We start from the raw sequence: 18,179 nt of genomic DNA on the forward strand, positions 1-18,179 counted from the left end.
ACTTATCTCATCATATTCTCTTTCTCATTTCTTTTCAAGACAGGCTCTTAGCTTTGATGAAATAGATTATACTTTTTACAGCGGCAGAGAAGACCAAAATCCTGATCCATTTATGTCATCAATTGAAGGAGAGGGGAATGTGCCGGCTTATAGGGGAATATCTTACATAGTCATCAAGAATTTTCCTTTAGCAGACTATAACAATCGCGTCCCGATATTTACATTTGAAGTGCGAACTGCATTAAAGCCCGTTGGGTTTTCAATAGCGGAAAATATTCGGAATATCAATATCATACCAGGTTCAGGTGAGTTTGTATATGATACAAAAATACAGAAGAAAATCGCGCAAGAGAAAATAAGCAGCAACCAATATATCACATATGGGCTGGCGCAAAGGGTAAATCACAACAACCACACTAAAAAGAGCGATGCAATGCTTTCTTTGGATCAATTAAAAGAAGATTTGCCAAATGTTGAGTTGGTGTCGGTGGTAGTCAATTGGTTTGTGAATGATCTGAACATTAAAGATTGTAAAATATATCCTGCAGTTGAATTTCAAGATGATTCCGCAATATTACCTGATGATTGGCAAGTAGGGGGTGTAACCAGAGATAATGCTCAGCTAATTTCAAAAGATGCGAGTGGAAACCCAAGGTATGGTGGCACAGTTAGTGATGCAGCGTTGATAAGATATATAGAAGAGCTACACAGCAGAGGCTACAAGGTGATGCTCTATCCAATGCCCTTACTTGACACAAAGAACAAAGAGTGGCGAGGAAAATTGAGCGGGACCCCTGGGGATATAAGTGATTTTTTTGAGAATCAATATAACAAATTTATAGAGCATTATGCAAGCATTGCCAAACAAACTAAAGTGGAAGGGTTTATCATCGGGTCTGAGTTTGTCCAGCTTACCAGAGTAAAAGATGCTCAAGGTAATTATCCTGTGGTGATAGAGCTGGTCAAACTTGCAAAACAGATAAAACTTAATCTTGGAAAAGAAGTAACAGTTACCTACGCTGCAGATTGGAGCGAATACCATTCATATGATGGTTGGTATAATATGGATGAACTGTGGTCTTCAGAGTATATCGACGTTGTTGGCATAGATGCTTATTTTCCACTGACTGATGGTCCAGAGCCTCCTTTTGGTTATTCCGCGGAAGATGTAATGGGTGGTTGGAGCAGTGGAGTGGGGTATGATTATTTCTATGATTACTCAAAGAGTGAACCTGAAAAAGTAAAGTATAACGACAGCAGGTATGCGTGGAAAAATATAGAGAAATGGTGGAGTGAAACTCACATAAATCCAGGTGGTAGTAAAACGAAATGGCAACCAAAAATGAAAAAAATATGGTTTACTGAGTATGGATTTCCCAGTATGAACGGCTGCACTAATGAGCCAAATGTGTTTGTTGATAAAGGCAGCATAGAGAGCAAATATCCACGATATTCAAACGGAGAGGTGAGCTTTCTTTCGCAAAAAATTGCAATTGAAGGAACGCTAAAGAAGTGGCAAAGCTCGGAAATGGTAGAAAAAATGTTTCTCTGGGCATGGGATGCAAGGCCATTTCCTTATTTCCCCAATTTGTGTGATATGTGGACTGACTGCCATAATTGGCAGACAGGACATTGGATTCAGGGAAAGCTTTCACAGCTTAATATTTCCGATGTTTTATCGGATCTATTACAAAAAGCAGGTTTAAAAAGCGATCAGTTCGATACGAGTGATGTTAAAGGATTATTGTCTGGATATGTAATAAATGACCAGCAATCGGTACGTTCAATTATTAAAATGCTGCAAAGTTGCTATTTTTTTGATGTGGTTGAACAGGACTCTAAACTGAAATTTGTCCAAAAGGGCAGGGGAGTTACAACTGTAATGCCAATTGGTGAAATGGTTTTCAATAACAGTTCAAAGTCGATGCAACTTGTTAATATTAGTCAACTGGATTTAAACAATAAAGTTAACATCGTTTACTTTAACCGCAATTTTGGCTATCCAATTGATGTTAAATATGCTGAGTTGCCAAAGCAAGGCACTGCTATAACAGTTGAAATACCACTCATTATGGAGGAGGGAGAGGCGCAAAATATAGCTGAGGTTTTACTTTATTCTTCGTGGCAAGAGAGAAATATATACAATTTCAAGCTGTCGATAAAATATGCGTGGCTTGTGCCAAGTGATGTAATAACGATTTTAGACGGTGAGAAAAAGCATACGGTGAGAATTATAAAAACGAAATTTGAAAGCATGTCCATTCAAGTAATTGGCGTTGGTTATGATCGCTCTATATATAAGCTCTCTTTTCCTTCAACAAGGTCACTTATGCTGAAGGAATACCCTCCCTCTCACGTTAGCAAAACCATCATAGAAATGATAGATTTACCGCATGTTAAAGATAATACCACAAGCTTTACTTTAATTAGCGAGGAAAAGAATTGGAAAGGAGCAACACTCTTTATTTCGTACAACGATAAGGATTATAAGCCTATCGCAAGCACAAACAAGCAGTCTACTTACGGATATGTAATGGAATCTACCGACGAGGGGCTTATAGTAGTGTTACGTTTTGGTGTATTGAGTTCTTCATATAACCATTATTTAAGTGATGGTGTCATTCCAGCGCTTGACCATATTTCTCCTGGATCCCAGTGTCTGGGCACTGGGATGACAGAAGAGGGTTTTACAAGCACTAATGTTAGTACTATAAATGTAAGCAATTTAGCACTGGTTGGAAAAGAGATAGTAAAATTTCAGAGTGCCGAACTTATAGATAAAAATAAATATAAGCTTAGCAACCTAATTAGAGGGCAAGAGGGCACCAAAGAGTATCAGCACACCGCAGGTGAAAAATTTACTCTGCTTGATGATTCAGTAATATCTTTCGAAGTGCAAAGGGGAAAAAAGTTTTACCTAAAAGCAGTGACTTACGGTGACTCGCTGGAAAATACGGAAGTGAAAGTGATAAATTCATTTAGTAATTGAAATTTAATAAAGTAAGTGCTAGAATTAATATACAGGTATTAATGGTAGAGATATAACATGTCAAAGGAAATGGTCAATGCGTTGAAAGCTGAAGTGAAGAAGCTCAAATATGCTGATTTCAAAGCTAACACTTGGGACGAAGTAATTTCTGGTGAGGGAACATATAAGGATCTTAATAGAACACACGGCCTTGCTATTAACGGACAAAAAATAACTAACGAATTTATTAACAATCTGTATTCAAAACATAAAAATCTAATTCTACGGGATGAAAACGGAAAAGGGAATTATCGTCCATTTCTCAGACAAATTTTTACAGAAATGTTTAAACACGTTGGTGCAACAATTCCCAATAACTCTATTATTGAGGAGTTAATAAATAACTATTATCAGGGCGGATATACTCATTTTCTTCCTAATGATATGAGTCAAGCTCTTGGATCTTTTCATTTGTCAACGCAAAGCAACTGTATGACAAGAGAGTATATTATGGATTGTCGTGAACCCAATTGTATAAAGCTTAGTTTTAGCATGAAATATACAAAAATGCTTAACTATGATGATTGTACATATATCGAAACACCAGGTTTTTGCAGTTCAGCGGAGTTTAAACTGAAATGTGAAGATAAAAATGTAACATATGAAGATGGTAAAGTACTTCTTACCATTCCTAAAGAGCTAAAAAACTACAAAGTAAGTGGTAAGAATTTGTTTGATGTTATTGTTGAATATTTTCAGAAGCTTTGCGAAAAATTGGGCTTTAAATTTGAGACAAAAGTGGAACATAGCCTTGGTGAACCACTAAAGGTAGTAAGTGAGGCAAATGCATCTTCTGTTGAAGACTTAAAGCTTAAAGTGAATAATCAAAGGTAAGATATTGAAATTCGTGCTTTTCATGATTTTAGCTTAAGATTTCAGTGTCAAAGCACATAACTGTACGAACATTGTGATTTGAATCCACTAGGAGGGTGTCATCTAAGTAGCCTCCTTCTCCTGTCATCCCAGTGCCATGACTACTTGGATCCAGAAACTTAATTGCAAGTAAGTAAACTGCTTTGATGAAATTGTATAATGGAAACTAGATCCAAGTAGTCATGGCACTGCCCTACTGGATAGAGCCTTCACAGGCTTTTTCTTGAATAGCTACTCTTAATTTCAGTAGTTAATTTAATATACTAATGAAAAAAATACATTATAATTAAGTATATTTAATCCAGTAAATCATTAAGTGAAAACAGCTCTTTCGCAAAATATCATCTCTCTTATTATGATATTGTCTGTAGCAATTGTCGATATGGCAACTGACCTATACTCAGTTGCACTACCAAGCATTGCCAATTATTTTAAAGTAGAAGGCAGTGTAGTGCAGCTTACAATTAGCTTAAATCTAGTTGGATTTGCGGTATCTGGCTTAATTTATGGTCCATTATCGGACCATTATGGTAGGCGTCCAATGATGCTGATTGGTATGACAATTTTTACTTTGGCAAGTGTCATGTGTTATATAGCCGACAGTATTATGCTCTTGATACTAATTCGCTTCATACAAGGGGCAGGAGCTGGTGTTGCAGGTGTTGTTGGGTATGCAGCAATAAGGGATATGTACTCGGGTAGTGAATACTCGAGAGTAATTTCAAAATTAAATATGGTTGTGGCACTCTCACCTGGAATAGCTCCAGTGGTGGGCAGTTATATAATTTCACATGGGTATCATTGGAAATTTTTGTTTTTTATTATGTCACTCGCGGCAATTGCTATACTTATTTTTATCTACTTTAAGTTACAAGAAACACTCACTGTAAATAAAAATGAAACCAGTATAACTAACATAACTACTAATATCTTCAAGCAATATATATCAATATTTAGAAATTATCGTTTCCTTGGGTTTTCAGCCATTCATGGATTAACTTTCATGTGGCTTTGGGCATACATTGCTAACTACCCGTTCATATTTGAATCGATGGGCATTGAAGTACAGTATTTTGGCTACCTCATATCGATCATAGTCATATTTTACATAATTGGAACTTTAATTAATAGAAGGTATGTACCAAAAGTAGGGGTTAGCAAAATGCTAATAATAGGTTTGGTGTTACCGATAATATCCGATAGTTTATTGGTATATTTTTATTTCGCGGACAAGTTGAATATATTCATTCTTCAAACTGCTTGGATTCCAGCTAATATCGGACTTGCATTAATAATAAGCAATAACGTAACTTCTGCTTTAGAAACGATCAAAGGTATAGGGCTTGGTAGTGCAGTTCTCTCATTCTGCAATATGATGTTTGGGGCTATTGGAATATATATAGTAGGAAAATTTTTTCGCTATGGTATTTTACCAAATTTACTATTAACAATAGCATGCTCTACAATTGCAATTCTTATGTACAGCCAGCTCAAATGTACTGAAAAACACAGGGAATAACCATTATTTGCGTGATCCAGAGCTCATGGGTTATTAATGACTTTATCATGATAATATAATTTTACAGGGGGTGAGAGCTCATAGATTATTAACGACTTTATCATAACAATATAGTTTTACAGGAGGTATGGGATGAGTAATTTACAAAGTATAAATAATGATTGGTTTTCTGCTGTTATAAAAGGTAATACTAATAAAGTAAAGCGTCTAATAAGTGAAGGAGCTGAGGTTAATGCAGTAGATGAATATAACAGGACTCCTTTACATTATGCTGCTACGAATGGCGATGCAGAGATAGTAAAAGATCTATTGGATAATGGGGCAGATGTTAATGCAGTAGGTCAAGATAAAAAGACTCCTTTACATTGGGCTATTGCACATGGCCGTAAAGATGCAGTAGATGCCCTACTGAAAGTAAAAGGGATCGATGTTAATGCACAAGATAAAGATGGAAAGACTCCTTTACATTGGGCTGTTGAAAATGGCCATAAAGAGGAAGTAGAAATTTTACTAAGTAATGGGGCAAATGTTAATGCAGTAGATAAAGGTGGAAAGACTTCTTTACATTGGGTTGCTGAAAATGGCCATAAAGAAGTAGCAGAAGCCCTACTGCAAGTAAAAGGGATCGATGTTGATGCACAAGATAAAGATGGAAAGACTCCTTTACATTGGGCTGTTGAAAATGGCCATAAAGAGGAAGTAGAAATTTTACTAAGTAATGGGGCAAATGTTAATGCAGTAGATAAAGGTGGAAAGACTTCTTTACATTGGGCTGTTGAAAATGGCCATAAAGAGGAAGTAGAAATTTTACTAAGTAATGGGGCAAATGTTAATGCAGTAGATAAAGGTGGAAAGACTTCTTTACATTGGGTTGCTGAAAATGGCCATAAAGAAGTAGCAGAAGCCCTACTGCAAGTAAAAGGGATCGATGTTGATGCACAAGATAAAGATGGAAAGACTCCTTTACACTTTGCTGCTGAAAGTGGTTATCAGCAGGTGGTGCAAGCTCTATTGGATAAAGGGGCAAATGTTAATGCAGAGGATGATAATGGAAATACTCCTTTAGGTTTAGCCGCTGATGAAGAAATAAAAACTCTATTGCAATCCGCAGAAGAATCTGATGATGCTAGTCCAGTATTGCAAGATGATGAAGAAGAAAGCCAAGTTCCACAAAATGCTGCTTTATTTGAGGCTGTTGAAAGAGGTGATATTGATGGATTAAAGCGTCTAATAAGTGAAGGAGCAGATGTTAATGCTTTAGATGGAAACAGATTTACTCCTTTACGGCATGCTATTGCCAAAGGAAACAAAGATATGGTCTCGCTTTTAATTGATAGCAAAGCAGATGTTAATGCACAGTCTGAAACTGGACGCGCTCTTTTACATGTTGCTGTTGACGAAGCCAACAAAACGCAACCACTCGATACAAGCATAATAGAAGCTCTATTAAAAGTAGAAGGAATCAACGTTAATGCAGTAGATAAAGATGGAAAGACTCCTTTACATGAAGCTGCTAAAAGTTACAATCAGCAAATAGTAACAGTTCTATTAGAAGCAAAAGGAATTTATGTTACTCCACTAGATAATACTCGCAGCACTCCTTTAAATCTTGCCTCTCAACAAGGCAGGCAACATATAGTAAAAATTCTAGAAGAAACGCAAAAGGACATCGAAGTTTTGTATTCAGCCGTTAAAAGTGATAATTATGAGGAAGTTCAAAGTCTATTAAGTAAAAAAGTAAACGTTAATTCAATAGACAACGATGGAAAAACTCTTTTACATTTTGCTGCTAGAAAGGGCAATGTAGAAATAGTAAGAGCTCTAATACAAACAGGGGCAGATGTTAATATAGCAGATAAAGATGGAAGGGTTCCTTTATTTGAAGCTGCTTTCTATGGTCATAAAGATGCAACTGAAGTTTTATTAAATAATGGAGCAAAGGTTGATACAGTAATGGAATCACTTCTTCAGAGTATGATGGAATATAATTACAATAGTAGCCATAAAGATATAGTTAAAGCTTTATTAAACAAGGGAGCAAATGCTGATGCAGTAGATTCATATGGACATACTCTTTTGCATTGGGCTGCTAGAGAAGGTTATACGGATATAGCAGAACTTTTATTAGAAAAAGGAGCGAATGTTAATATACAAGATAACGATCTATGGACTCCTCTACATTTTGCTACAAAAAATAAAGTGTTTATGGGTTATGCAGATCGTCCAGCAAACGCCTCTGCGGAAACAGTAAAATTCTTAATAAAAAAAGGAGCAGATGTTAATATAGAAAATGAAGATGGAAATACTCCTTTCAAATTAGCCACTGATGAAGGAATAAAAACTCTATTGCAACCAGCAGAAAAATCTGATGATAGTTCAGCGGGTGGATCATCGACAGATAGTGAAGGGGGTCAAGAGGAAGAAAAACGAGTAGGTGATGATACTGAACTACAATCAGATAATAGCAAAGAAGGGGAAAAAACCAGCACCACCAGTGCAGAACAAGGAACTGATGTACAAGACAACGATGTAGGTCCTGTTGCTTCCACAGAACCTGCACAAACAGAAGAACAGCCGAGCTCTTTTTTTGGTAGTTTGTTTAGTATACTTATGAAGCCTTTTTCATTAATTGCATCATTTTTTGGTGTTTTTTTTTCATGGTTGTTTGGGTCTGACGAAGAAAAGTCTGACACACAACCTTATGATGATTCTTCTTCACCTGGGGTCGATCAATCAGTTGAACAAAATAATGGTGATCATAATGACCAGAGCAATGTGATTTGATAGTGATCTTCTACCGGAAAAGGTGTCATCCCAGTGCTTGACACTGGGATGGCTTTGTTGCATCGCTAGCTATGATGGATTAAAGATAAAAAAGATAGGGAATATCAGTAGCTTATTATTCTGGTATTTATAACAAGAACGGTCAATGAATACCTAAATTTGAGTAAAAGAAATTTCACTACCATTTACCAATCCGGCTAAAGTTCAAGAATTTCAATGCTTTAGCTATTTTCAATAGAATTAAATTTATTAATATAAATAATAAATTACTATTCTTAAATTTGATCAGATTGATTGCAAAAAAACAAGATTTTCAATAGGTTGCTTATAATCCTAACTATAGTTAGCCTTTCATAAGTAGCGATGCAACAAAGCCCACTGGGATCCAGGAAACTTAATTGCAAGTAATGCATTGGGTTTGGTGAGTATGGGTTTTGCGTTATAGAATGAAACACTTTTGGTGAATTTGTAAAGAAAACTGGATCCCAGTGGGCTTTGTTGCATCGCTCTTCGGATAGTAGGTAACGCACAATAAATTTATGAAGCTATCTCAAATTTAGCCATACCAATATCAGTGAACTTATTGAGCAAATAGCATTTAACAAGTAGTTCCTTCTCTCTATTTGTCTCAGATTTATTCCTAAAACTAAACCCGAATGTTTGTTTCAGTCGCGAGAAAAAACTTTCTATATAAGATCTTTTTCCATAACTCATCTCTTTTTTCCACTTCTTTATACTATCTTCATCATATGACTTTATGAGCTTGACTGCAGAATTTCTCTCAGCCATATAGTCTAACTTTGGATGCTCTGCTGCGTTGTTTTTCGGAGGAATTTTCGTTTTTATACCATATTGATTACACAGCTTATAGAGCTTTTCTCTGTCATATGCCCTATCTGCATATAGTACTTTTATGACATACTGAAAATCGACTTCTTTTAGCAAATCACAAGCTCCATAGTGATCAGAGTAGACACCGTTACTGTATTTTACAGCTATGGCTTTTTTGCTGTTTGTATTCAACATTACATGCAATTTTCTTGTCTGTTCATAGCTGCGATACTTTCTATCTTCGCTATTTTCTTTGCTATGACCAGGAGTGTTGTTGTATATACTAATTCCTGTACTGTCTATAGCAATTTCGATATCTTCCATATTATTTTTATCAATTCTGCAATCATTGATCTTAATATTGAGTTTCTTAGAGCCTGTCTTGAAAAGAAATGAGAAAGAGAATATGATGAGATAAGTAAAAAATAGTAGGTAAAAATGTATCCAAGTGATATAAGTGACAAAGAATGGGAAATTTTGGAGCCAAGTGTTGCACAAGGTGCAGTAGGACGGCCAAGAAAGCACAATATTAGAACAATTATTAATGCAATAAGATACATAATGAAAGGTGGTTGCCAGTGGAGAATGCTGCCAAAAGATTTTCCGCCATGGAAAACGGTGTATGATTATTTTCTCAGGTGGCGTAATAGTGGCAAATTGGAAGAAATACACGATATGTTAGTAAAAAAGGTAAGAAAAATGGTTGGCAAAAATGAAATACCTTCGGTAGGAATAATTGACAGTCAATCAGTGAAAACCACTCAAAAAGGGGATCCAGAGGATATGATGCTGGCAAGAAAATAAAGGGTAGAAAACGTCACATCATTGTGGATACAATAGGCCTAATTATTACAGCTGATGTTCATAGTGCAGGCATTCAAGATCGTGATGGTGCTCTAAATCTTTTTACTCAAGCTAAACGAAAAGCTTCAACGCTACAAAGGTTTCTCGCTGATCAGGGATATATTGGTAAATTGCAAAATTACTGTTTATTGAAAACAGGATGTTTATTGACGATTACTAAAAAAGCAGCTGATGCTGTAGGATTTCAAGTTATTCCTAAACGGTGGATTGTTGAAAGAACTTTTGCTTGGCTTTCCAATTTTAGACGTATGAGCAAGGATTATGAGCATTCTCCTCTTACTTCAAAAACTAATATCTCCTTTAATATGATTACTATTATGCTTGCTAAATTAGCTGCTTAGTTCCTTTCAAGACAGGTTCTTAAACCTTCTTGATGATTGTGAATAGCTGATAACTTGCAAATTTTTCCCAATTTGCTCAAGGTATCCTGCTATAAACCCAACTGTTTGCCTCAGGCCTATTCTAAATAAACAAGTTATTATGTGCACCAAAATTACAACTTTATCGCTATAAATATTGTTGCCACCTGGTATTTTTGGACCATTCTCGTACCACTTTTCTATGGCTTCGTTGATATAATGAAAAATATTTCCTCTTTTTTCTAGAAATTTGTTATATTCGCTATGGTTACTGACCCTCATTTTTTGTGGCATATTTTTTCTTTCAAGGTTAAATGGCTATTTTATAATGAATTTTGTCAGTAGCCACCAGATTTTTTCAGTTGCTATGCAACAAAGCCATCCCAGTGTCAAGCACTGGGATGACACCGTCTTGGATGGAAAACTGGATTCCAGTGTCAAGTGCTGGAATGACATCCTCTCTAAGTAGCCTCCTTCTCCTGTTATCCCAGTGCGTGACACTGGGATCTCATTTTACTTTATGATGATGTCATGAAAGTAGCTGACATTGGGATCCAGAAGACTTAATTTCAACCAAATAATAAAGGCTAGATCCCAGTGTCACGCACTGGGATGACAAAAAAAGGAGCACTGGAATGACACCATCTTGGATGGAAATAACGTCACGCGCTGGAATGACAAAGAAGAGTGGGCTTTCATATGGTTATGCAAGAGGTTTACTGAATGCAACCTAACTTCTCACACACACATTTTACCACATGATCAGCGTTGATATTAAAATGCTCATAAAGTGTTTTATAAGGTGCTGATTCTCCGAAGCTTTTCATGCCAATAAATATACCGTTTGAACCTATGTATTTATGCCAACCCATTTCACTTCCGGCTTCAATTGCAACTTTAATGCTGTCATTATTTAATATTGCCGCTTTATATTCATCGCTTTGCTCGTCAAAAAGCCTCCAGCATGGCATAGAAACAATCCTTGTACCTATACCCTTTTCCTGCAATTTCTCCCTTGCTTCAACTGCAATTTCAACCTCGGACCCCGTAGCAAATATCGTCACTTTTAATTCTTTTGAACATTCACACAAAATATATGCACCAAACTTCGATAAATTAGCAGATTGATCGATATCAGAGTAGAACTTGCGCATGTAACTTACGTTTTGCCTTGAGAGCGCAAACAGTGCTGGAGATTCTTTCTTTTCGAGTGCAATGCTAACACACTCCAGAGTTTCAACTGCATCGGCTGGCCTAAAAACATATAGATTTGGTATAGCACGCAAAGAGGCTAAATGCTCTATTGGCTGATGAGTCGGGCCATCTTCTCCCACTCCAATTGAGTCGTGAGTCATGACATACATAACCTGCTGCTTCATCAGAGCTGAAAGACGTATAGCAGGACGACAATAGTCGGAAAATACCAAAAAAGTGCCGCCATAAGGAAGAATCGCGCCGTGAAGTGCCATACCATTCATACATGCTGCCATAGCGTGCTCTCTCACTCCATAGTGGACATAAGAGCCACTATAATTATTGCTATTTATTACCTGCATGTGCTCATATTTAGTGCAATTTGACCCGGTAAGATCAGCAGAACCGCCGATTAATTCCGGCATAGACTCAGTTAAAAGTTCCATTACTCTGCCGAAAGAAGATCGAGTAGCTTCGTTTGGCATTAGCTCACATATTTGTTTCTTCAGGTCAGCTAAAACACCAGCGATATTATCTGGTAGATGTTTATCTAACCGTCTTTGAAGTTCTGCATGATACCCTGTCATCCCAGCATTCTCTTCTGTCATCCCAGTACTCTCTCTTGTCATCCCAGTGCTTGACACTGGGATCCATTCTTTTTCTTCTTTCCTGGATTCCAGCGTCACGCGCTGGAATGACATCGTGTAGTTTTGTTTTGCTCTCTCAACAGTTTTCTTCCAGGCATTTTTCACATCTTCTGGTACATGGAATGGTTCATAATTCCAGTTTAATTTCTCTCTCATCTGTTTTATGTCTTCCTCCGAAAAAGCACCACTGTGAACAGAGGATGTGCCAGCACGGCTTGAAAATTTTCCGATAATAGTTTTGCAGCAGATCATTGTAGGTTTATCAGACTTTTTTGCTTGCTCTATTGCAAGGGATATGGCATCAAAATCATGGCCATCAATTTTGTCAACATTCCATCCATACGCTAAGAAGCGTTTCTCTACATCATCAGAACAGGAAAGGCAAGTAGCGCCATCTATAGAAATATCATTATCATCAAAAAGAGCTATAAGCTTATTCAATTTAAGATGCCCAGCAAGTGATGCTGCTTCATGGCTTATTCCTTCCATAAGACAGCCATCCCCTAGCATCACATAAGTGTAGTGATTGATTCTAAACTGCTTTTCAAGTATCGATTCAGCAAGTGCCATGCCAACAGCAGCGGCAAACCCCTGACCGAGCGGGCCTGTTGTTGCCTCTACCCCGGAAGTCAAGCCGAACTCTGGATGACCTGGGGTCTTGGATCCCATTTGTCTGAAGTTTTTTAGCTCATCTATGCTAATATAACCTGTCAAATATAATATTGAGTATAGTAACATTGACCCATGACCGTTTGATAAAACAAAGCGATCTCTATTGAACCATTTAGAATCATCAGGATTATGATTCAGATATTTAGCAAACAAAACAGTTGCAACATCTGCCATGCCAAGTGGCATACCTGGGTGTCCAGAGTTTGCTTTTTGTACTGCATCAATTGATAAAAAACGGATGGCGTTTGCCATAGATTTTAAATGTGAATGATTCATGTGTTAATAGAAAAACTTAAAAATGAAGTATAAAAGATTATATCAGCAAAAACAAGTTGACACTGAGTGCTAAAATCCTTAATAATCTAAAGTTAAATCGTGAGAGTTTTTATATGACAACTGTTATCACTAGAAAGTATAGGATTAGCCGTAGACTTGGTGTAAATTTATGGGGTAGAGCTAAAGACCCAGTAAACAAAAGGAAATACCCTCCAGGTCAACACGGTATTCTTGGATTCAAGAAGTTATCCGACTTTGGTAAGCAGTTTGCTGCGCATAAGAAATTTAAGTTTTACTATGCGATTTCAAGTAAGCAGCTCAGACGTACATTTTTAGATGCTTATAACAGAAAGGGTTATACGGCTGATAATTTTATCGGTATCTTAGAATCGAGATTAAGTTCTGTTTTATACCACTCTGGTCTTGTTCCAACAATTTACTCAGCAAAGCAGCTCATATCTCACAAGCACGTTACAGTTAATGATAAGGTGGTTAACATATCGAGTTATCGAGTGAAGCCAGGTGATATAATAAAAATAAGAGAAAGGGCAGCAAAAATCCCTGTAGTAGTAGAGGCTGAACAAAAACAAGAGCGCAAGGCTCCGGATTATTTAGAAGCAGATAGTAAAGAGCATTCAGTGAAGTATTTGAGGTCACCTCAATATTCTGAGGTTCCTTATTCAGCAGACATGGAAGTCAATTTAGTAGTAGAGTTTTACTCTAGATAGATAAAAAAAGCCCGTGTGGCGGAATCGGTAGACGCAGCGGACTTAAAATCCGTGGGTTTTGCGACCTTGGGAGTTCAAGTCTCCCCATGGGCACCAATTTAACTTAGCAGATAAATACAAAAAAGTCTGAAATGGCTTGATATAGAAGATATTGTGGAAGCTCTGGAGGAAAAATTTCCAAATGAGAATATAATTAGTATCAGATTCACTGAGCTTAAAAAAAAGGTCTTGAGTTTAGAGGAATTTGATGATGATGAAAAACGCTGTAACGAAAAAATACTCGAAGCTATTCAAGCAGCTTGGATTGAGGAAAGATTAACCGCATAGCAATAAACCATACGCAAACGTGATTTCTATTACAATTTGCATATTGATTATGCTATTTTTTGGATCTAGCCTGGCAAGTTAATAATAATTTAACTAATTACAATTAAAACAGCTATAAGGTTAATTATGAGGCAAAGATGACAGCACAAAATTTGGTAAATGGAACGATCTTGGCAAGTGCTACGTTGAGATAAGTTTTGCATAAAAATACTGCTTTTACGGTGTGAGGCCAGATGGTAGAGCCTTTGTAAAGCAGTTAGAAGGTTGTCATCTAAGTAGCGTGACCAGAGCTAGATTCCGCGAACACGCCGCGGAATGACGACTATGCAATATGCGTTGCGGAGTGACGATTATGGTCATACCGTCACGGTATCTCACAAACATGTAGCAGTAATGACAAAATCTCAAGTTATATGTATACTTTTATATTATCTACCTACTAAAAAAACAGAAAAATGCTCAAACGTAGCGGTCCAAAAAAATTAAAGTCTATAATTGAAAACTATGCATTAAAATGCATGAAAAATAAGATTAGTAAAAATGAAATACGTCTTATTTTAAACTGGCGAAATATAGTAGGGAAAGAAATAGCAGAGTGTACAAAACCGAAAAAGATCTCATATGCACAGAATATAAATTCGGGTGTATTGCATCTGGTAGTAACAAATGGCAGTAAAGCATTGGAAATTCAGCATATGATTTCTCTTATAATAGAAAAAATTACGATATTTTTTGGTTATAAAGCAGTATATGGTATAAAAATTAAGCAAGAGAGTATTGACTATTTGACTATATAAGGTAATCTAAGTACATAGAATAATTTGGTATATTGAAGTGAGTAGAGTTTGTGAATTAACAAATAGAAAAAAATCTTTTGGTAATAAGGTATCACATTCTAATCGTAAAACAAAGCGTACCTTTCTTTTAAATTTACATAAGGTTACGTTGACAAGTGATATATTGAATAAAAAGTTTAGATTTCGTGTGGCAACAAGAACTTTGAGAACTATAGATTACAAAGGTGATTTAGATGCTTTTTTGCTCAACACAAGAACGATTAAACTAAGTGAGAAAGCGCAGAAGATAAAAAGAAGGTTGAAAAAAGTTTTAGTAAAGCAAGAGGTAGAGTTAGCAGTTTCAGATGCATAGCAAACCTCAATGGCTCAGAGCAAAAGCTCCGACCGGTGAAGTATTCAATGAGACCTTAAACATCGTTAAACTGCATAACTTGCATACAGTGTGCGAAGAGGCTGCATGTCCAAATATTGGTGAATGTTGGAATAAACGTCATGCTACTGTGATGATTCTTGGTTCTGTTTGCACTCGTGCTTGTGCATTTTGCAACGTTGCAACTGGCATTCCTGATAAACTAGACCCTCATGAGCCAGAAAATTTAGCAAAAGCGATAAAAAAGTTAAACTTAAAACATGTTGTCATTACTTCTGTTGATCGTGATGATTTGCCAGATGGTGGCGCAAATCAGTTTATACAGTGCATAGAAGAAATTAGAAAGATAACTTCAGAAACAACAATAGAGATTTTAACTCCTGATTTTTTAAATAAGAAAGGAGCATTTGAAGCAATTGCTGTTGCATCACCTGATGTCTATAACCACAATATTGAAACAGTGCCGAGATTGTATGCAAAAATAAGACCACGAGCTCGCTATTTTCATTCACTATATTTGCTGAAGATGGTAAAGCAGATTAATCCTAAAGTTTTCACAAAGTCAGGGCTTATGGTTGGTCTTGGAGAAACAAAAGAGGAAATACTGCAGGTTATGGACGATTTGCGCAGTGCTGAGGTTGATTTTATTACAATTGGTCAATATCTACAACCAACTCCAAAACATGCAAAACTTGATAGGTATGTTACCCCAGAAGAGTTTGAGCATTATAAATACATTGCTTACTCCAAAGGGTTCCTAGTGGTTGCATCAAGCCCACTAACTCGGTCATCATACCACGCTGAAGAAGATTTTAACAGGCTCAAGGCCTATCGTTGACATTTGTGTTAATTCAAATTAATTTTTACTAATTATAAAGGAGTTTTTACGTAATGTCTACTATAAAAATCGAGAAGAAATCACAATTAGTTAAAGAGGTATTCGATTCCGTGGCAAGTCGCTACGACACCATGAATGATATAATGAGCCTCGGAATGCACAGATTATGGAAAGATAAGATGGTAAATAGTGTGCATTTTACAAAAAACTCTAAGGTTTTAGATGTTGCTGGAGGAACTGGAGATATAGCAATAAGAGTAGTAAGAAAAGAGCCAAGTGCTAAGGTTACAGTATGCGATATAAATCAAAACATGCTAAACAGAGGACGTGATAAAGCTATAAATTCAAACCAAATTAATTTTGATTGGGTATGTGCAAGTGCAGAAAGTTTACCATTTGAAGACTCCGAATTTGATTATTGCACAATAGCTTTTGGCATTCGAAATGTTTCTGACCGCAAGAAGGCTTTAAATGAGGCGCACAGGGTATTAAAACCACATAGGAAATTTATCTGCTTAGAATTTGCCCCTATGCACTATCAAAATGAGATATTTACCAAACTTTATGACTTATATTCATTTAAAGTAATTCCTAAAATTGGCAGCATAGTTGCTAAAGACAAGAGTTCTTATGAATATTTAGTGAGGAGCATTAGAGAGTTTCCAACTCAGGCTGATTTTAAAATGGAAATTGAAGAGGTAGGCTTTAAGAATGTTGAGTTTCATAATATGAGCTATGGAATAGTGGCATTACACATTGGAACAAAATGAATATTAAACTCTGGTATAGAACGCTGGATTATTATCTCATCCTTCCAGTGTTTTTTTTGCTCACTATAAGCTTCATTCTTGTTTATTCAGCAAGCCCTGTAATTGCGCAGCGTCTTTTTCTGCCACAGGATTATTTTATACGGCGCCATACAATTTATATAGTCCTGTCACTAATTACCTTGGTGACATTTTCTTTTCTCAACACAAGAACTATACTTAACCTCTCATTCGCAGGTTTCATTTTATTTACTATTCTAGTAGCAATTGCGATAATACTTGGTATAGAGGTAAAAGGTGCGAAACGATGGTTACATATTGTCAAAATTTCTGTTCAACCATCTGAGTTCGTAAGGCCATTTTTTTCTGTTGTTATAGCTAGTATTTTGGCCAGCGAAATGAGGTTTAAAATGCACATATCAATCATAATATTTCTGTTAGTTTTTGTGTTGTTACTTTTGCAACCTGATTTCAGTATGTCCATGCTTTTAACATATTCTTTTATTGGTCAAATGTTTATTGCATGTATACCATTTTTATACTTTCTATGTATAATAGGAGTGGTCACAACTGGAATTACCACGGCTTACTTATGTCTCCCGCATATAAAGCAAAGGATTTACAATTTTGTCTTTTTTGCGCAGCGCGATAACTTTCAAGTCACAAAATCATTAGAAGCATTTAAAAGAGGTCAATTAACTGGAGTTGGACCTGGTGAAGGTAGCGTAAAAGCCTCTCTTCCTGATTGTCATACAGATTTTGTGTTTTCTGTTTTAGCAGAAGAATTTGGTTTGATTACGTGCTTAGCCACATTGATGTTATTTGGTATCATTTCCGCCCGCTTGCTTTACGTTGCATATAGGGAAAATGAATTATTTAATCTGTTAGTGATTCTCGGTATCTCAATTCAATTCATCACACAATTCATAATAAACATAGGGGTAACATTGAGTGTTTTTCCAACCACCGGTATAACCCTGCCACTACTTAGCTATGGTGGTTCTTCTCTTTTATCTTCGAGCATCGCACTTGGCATAATGCTGTCTTTTAGTAGAAACCAAGCTATCGCATTAAAGTTTCGTGAGCGTGTTATGCTTGGAAGGTATATGGACTAAACTTGTACCGCTCACAACTATTATTGGTATCCCTCCAAAATAGGTATCTGTTCAGATGAGTGGCAAGAGATATTATGAAATCTGAAAGAGTTATGTGGAAATTTTTCAGAAAATATTCCACTGACATGCTGAACAACAAATACATCACTATGTCGTTTATCGCAAAAACTTATATTTTTCGTAACCATTC

The 18,179-nt window shown here is 36.4% G+C and carries 17 protein-coding genes, 1 tRNA gene and 2 pseudogenes; 14 read left to right on the top strand and 6 right to left on the bottom strand.

Features of this window, described 5'->3' with window-relative positions; translation table 11 throughout:
* Positions 1-4 precede the first annotated feature (4 nt).
* From HUB92_RS00565 to HUB92_RS00580, 4 genes are all read left to right on the top strand, one after another.
* Complete coding sequence (locus HUB92_RS00565) at positions 5-2,989, top strand: glycoside hydrolase/phage tail family protein (RefSeq protein WP_244663119.1); 2,985 nt, start codon at positions 5-7, stop codon at positions 2,987-2,989.
* Between the two features lie 57 nt (positions 2,990-3,046).
* On the top strand, positions 3,047-3,862 hold the full coding sequence (locus HUB92_RS00570) for a hypothetical protein (protein WP_022626257.1): 816 nt from the start codon (positions 3,047-3,049) through the stop codon (positions 3,860-3,862).
* A 355-nt stretch (positions 3,863-4,217) separates the two neighbouring features.
* On the top strand, positions 4,218-5,420 hold the full coding sequence (locus HUB92_RS00575) for a multidrug effflux MFS transporter (protein WP_448128795.1): 1,203 nt from the start codon (positions 4,218-4,220) through the stop codon (positions 5,418-5,420).
* 132 nt (positions 5,421-5,552) lie between these two features.
* On the top strand, positions 5,553-8,204 hold the full coding sequence (locus HUB92_RS00580; RefSeq protein ID WP_209472872.1) for an ankyrin repeat domain-containing protein: 2,652 nt from the start codon (positions 5,553-5,555) through the stop codon (positions 8,202-8,204).
* A 351-nt stretch (positions 8,205-8,555) separates the two neighbouring features.
* Here the strand turns inward: HUB92_RS00580 and HUB92_RS00585 are convergent, their stop codons facing one another.
* The 3 genes and pseudogenes from HUB92_RS00585 to HUB92_RS00595 all read right to left on the bottom strand — a co-directional run bounded on the left by HUB92_RS00585 (position 8,556) and on the right by HUB92_RS00595 (position 9,499).
* A complete protein-coding gene (locus tag HUB92_RS00585) occupies positions 8,556-8,708 on the bottom strand; it encodes a hypothetical protein (protein ID WP_209472874.1) in 153 nt (50 codons plus the stop codon).
* A 33-nt stretch (positions 8,709-8,741) separates the two neighbouring features.
* A pseudogene (locus HUB92_RS00590) lies at positions 8,742-9,407 on the bottom strand (transposase); the annotation flags it as partial.
* Positions 9,335-9,499 carry a hypothetical protein gene (locus tag HUB92_RS00595; RefSeq protein ID WP_209472878.1) on the bottom strand — a complete coding sequence of 55 codons (165 nt, stop codon included), beginning with the start codon at positions 9,497-9,499 and terminating at the stop codon, positions 9,335-9,337. The pseudogene HUB92_RS00590 and the gene HUB92_RS00595, both read right to left, overlap by 73 nt.
* On the opposite strand from HUB92_RS00595, the gene HUB92_RS00600 reads away from it, so the two are divergent.
* Positions 9,474-10,240 (top strand): IS5 family transposase gene (locus HUB92_RS00600; RefSeq protein ID WP_410543339.1). Its coding sequence is split into 2 segments (ribosomal slippage): positions 9,474-9,801 and positions 9,801-10,240, totalling 768 coding nucleotides; the frame shifts between segments, so codons are not numbered across the junction. The two genes, HUB92_RS00595 and HUB92_RS00600, sit on opposite strands and share 26 nt — an antisense overlap.
* A 9-nt stretch (positions 10,241-10,249) precedes the next feature.
* Here HUB92_RS00600 and HUB92_RS00605 read toward each other — a convergent pair.
* Positions 10,250-10,552 (bottom strand): annotated as a pseudogene (locus HUB92_RS00605) (transposase); the annotation flags it as partial.
* 41 nt (positions 10,553-10,593) lie between these two features.
* Between HUB92_RS00605 and HUB92_RS00610 the strand changes: the two are divergent.
* Positions 10,594-10,782: a hypothetical protein gene (locus HUB92_RS00610; RefSeq protein ID WP_209472882.1), complete on the top strand. Its 189-nt coding sequence runs from the start codon at positions 10,594-10,596 to the stop codon at positions 10,780-10,782.
* Between the two features lie 192 nt (positions 10,783-10,974).
* Here the strand turns inward: HUB92_RS00610 and tkt are convergent, their stop codons facing one another.
* Positions 10,975-13,047, bottom strand: a complete 2,073-nt coding sequence (gene tkt, locus HUB92_RS00615) for a transketolase (protein ID WP_209472884.1) — start codon at positions 13,045-13,047, stop codon at positions 10,975-10,977.
* Between the two features lie 113 nt (positions 13,048-13,160).
* Between tkt and rpsD the strand changes: the two genes are divergently transcribed.
* The 8 genes from rpsD to HUB92_RS00655 all read left to right on the top strand — a co-directional run bounded on the left by rpsD (position 13,161) and on the right by HUB92_RS00655 (position 17,989).
* Positions 13,161-13,775, top strand: coding sequence for a 30S ribosomal protein S4 (gene rpsD / locus HUB92_RS00620; protein ID WP_010962555.1), 615 nt, complete (start codon positions 13,161-13,163; stop codon positions 13,773-13,775).
* Positions 13,776-13,784: 9 nt separating this feature from the next.
* Positions 13,785-13,871 (top strand) — tRNA-Leu (locus HUB92_RS00625).
* Positions 13,872-13,901: 30 nt separating this feature from the next.
* Positions 13,902-14,102, top strand: a complete 201-nt coding sequence (gene iscX, locus HUB92_RS00630) for a Fe-S cluster assembly protein IscX (protein WP_007552114.1) — start codon at positions 13,902-13,904, stop codon at positions 14,100-14,102.
* 455 nt (positions 14,103-14,557) lie between these two features.
* Positions 14,558-14,899, top strand: coding sequence for a DciA family protein (locus HUB92_RS00635; RefSeq protein WP_010082513.1), 342 nt, complete (start codon positions 14,558-14,560; stop codon positions 14,897-14,899).
* A 37-nt stretch (positions 14,900-14,936) separates the two neighbouring features.
* Entirely contained in the window at positions 14,937-15,251 is a 315-nt protein-coding gene (gene rpmB, locus HUB92_RS00640) for a 50S ribosomal protein L28 (protein ID WP_006279619.1), read from the top strand.
* Positions 15,244-16,107 carry a lipoyl synthase gene (gene lipA / locus HUB92_RS00645; protein WP_209472886.1) on the top strand — a complete coding sequence of 288 codons (864 nt, stop codon included), beginning with the start codon at positions 15,244-15,246 and terminating at the stop codon, positions 16,105-16,107. The genes rpmB and lipA overlap by 8 nt, the downstream gene beginning before the upstream one ends.
* Before the next feature lie 53 nt (positions 16,108-16,160).
* Positions 16,161-16,877 carry a bifunctional demethylmenaquinone methyltransferase/2-methoxy-6-polyprenyl-1,4-benzoquinol methylase UbiE gene (gene ubiE / locus HUB92_RS00650; RefSeq protein ID WP_209472888.1) on the top strand — a complete coding sequence of 239 codons (717 nt, stop codon included), beginning with the start codon at positions 16,161-16,163 and terminating at the stop codon, positions 16,875-16,877.
* The gene (locus HUB92_RS00655; protein ID WP_209472889.1) at positions 16,874-17,989 is read left to right on the top strand and encodes an FtsW/RodA/SpoVE family cell cycle protein; all 1,116 of its coding nucleotides are present in this window, start codon (positions 16,874-16,876) and stop codon (positions 17,987-17,989) included. The genes ubiE and HUB92_RS00655 overlap by 4 nt, the downstream gene beginning before the upstream one ends.
* A 20-nt stretch (positions 17,990-18,009) precedes the next feature.
* Here the strand turns inward: HUB92_RS00655 and HUB92_RS00660 are convergent, their stop codons facing one another.
* Positions 18,010-18,177 carry a hypothetical protein gene (locus HUB92_RS00660; RefSeq protein WP_167482805.1) on the bottom strand — a complete coding sequence of 56 codons (168 nt, stop codon included), beginning with the start codon at positions 18,175-18,177 and terminating at the stop codon, positions 18,010-18,012.
* Between the last annotated feature and the right edge of the window lie 2 nt (positions 18,178-18,179).

Origin of the sequence: Wolbachia endosymbiont of Wiebesia pumilae (assembly GCF_017869285.1) — a bacterium.
In the GTDB taxonomy this organism is placed as follows: domain Bacteria; phylum Pseudomonadota; class Alphaproteobacteria; order Rickettsiales; family Anaplasmataceae; genus Wolbachia; species Wolbachia pipientis.

Coding starts and splice junctions, on each gene's coding strand:
- HUB92_RS00570 (WP_022626257.1), top strand. CDS start 3,047: ATGTCAAAGGAAATGGTCAATGCGTTGAAAGCTGAAGTGAAGAAGCTC.
- HUB92_RS00585 (WP_209472874.1), bottom strand. CDS start 8,708: ATGCAACAAAGCCCACTGGGATCCAGTTTTCTTTACAAATTCACCAAA.
- tkt (WP_209472884.1), bottom strand. CDS start 13,047: ATGAATCATTCACATTTAAAATCTATGGCAAACGCCATCCGTTTTTTA.
- HUB92_RS00635 (WP_010082513.1), top strand. CDS start 14,558: ATGCTCAAACGTAGCGGTCCAAAAAAATTAAAGTCTATAATTGAAAAC.
- HUB92_RS00655 (WP_209472889.1), top strand. CDS start 16,874: ATGAATATTAAACTCTGGTATAGAACGCTGGATTATTATCTCATCCTT.
- HUB92_RS00660 (WP_167482805.1), bottom strand. CDS start 18,177: ATGGTTACGAAAAATATAAGTTTTTGCGATAAACGACATAGTGATGTA.
- HUB92_RS00580 (WP_209472872.1), top strand. CDS start 5,553: ATGAGTAATTTACAAAGTATAAATAATGATTGGTTTTCTGCTGTTATA.
- rpsD (WP_010962555.1), top strand. CDS start 13,161: ATGACAACTGTTATCACTAGAAAGTATAGGATTAGCCGTAGACTTGGT.
- lipA (WP_209472886.1), top strand. CDS start 15,244: ATGCATAGCAAACCTCAATGGCTCAGAGCAAAAGCTCCGACCGGTGAA.
- ubiE (WP_209472888.1), top strand. CDS start 16,161: ATGTCTACTATAAAAATCGAGAAGAAATCACAATTAGTTAAAGAGGTA.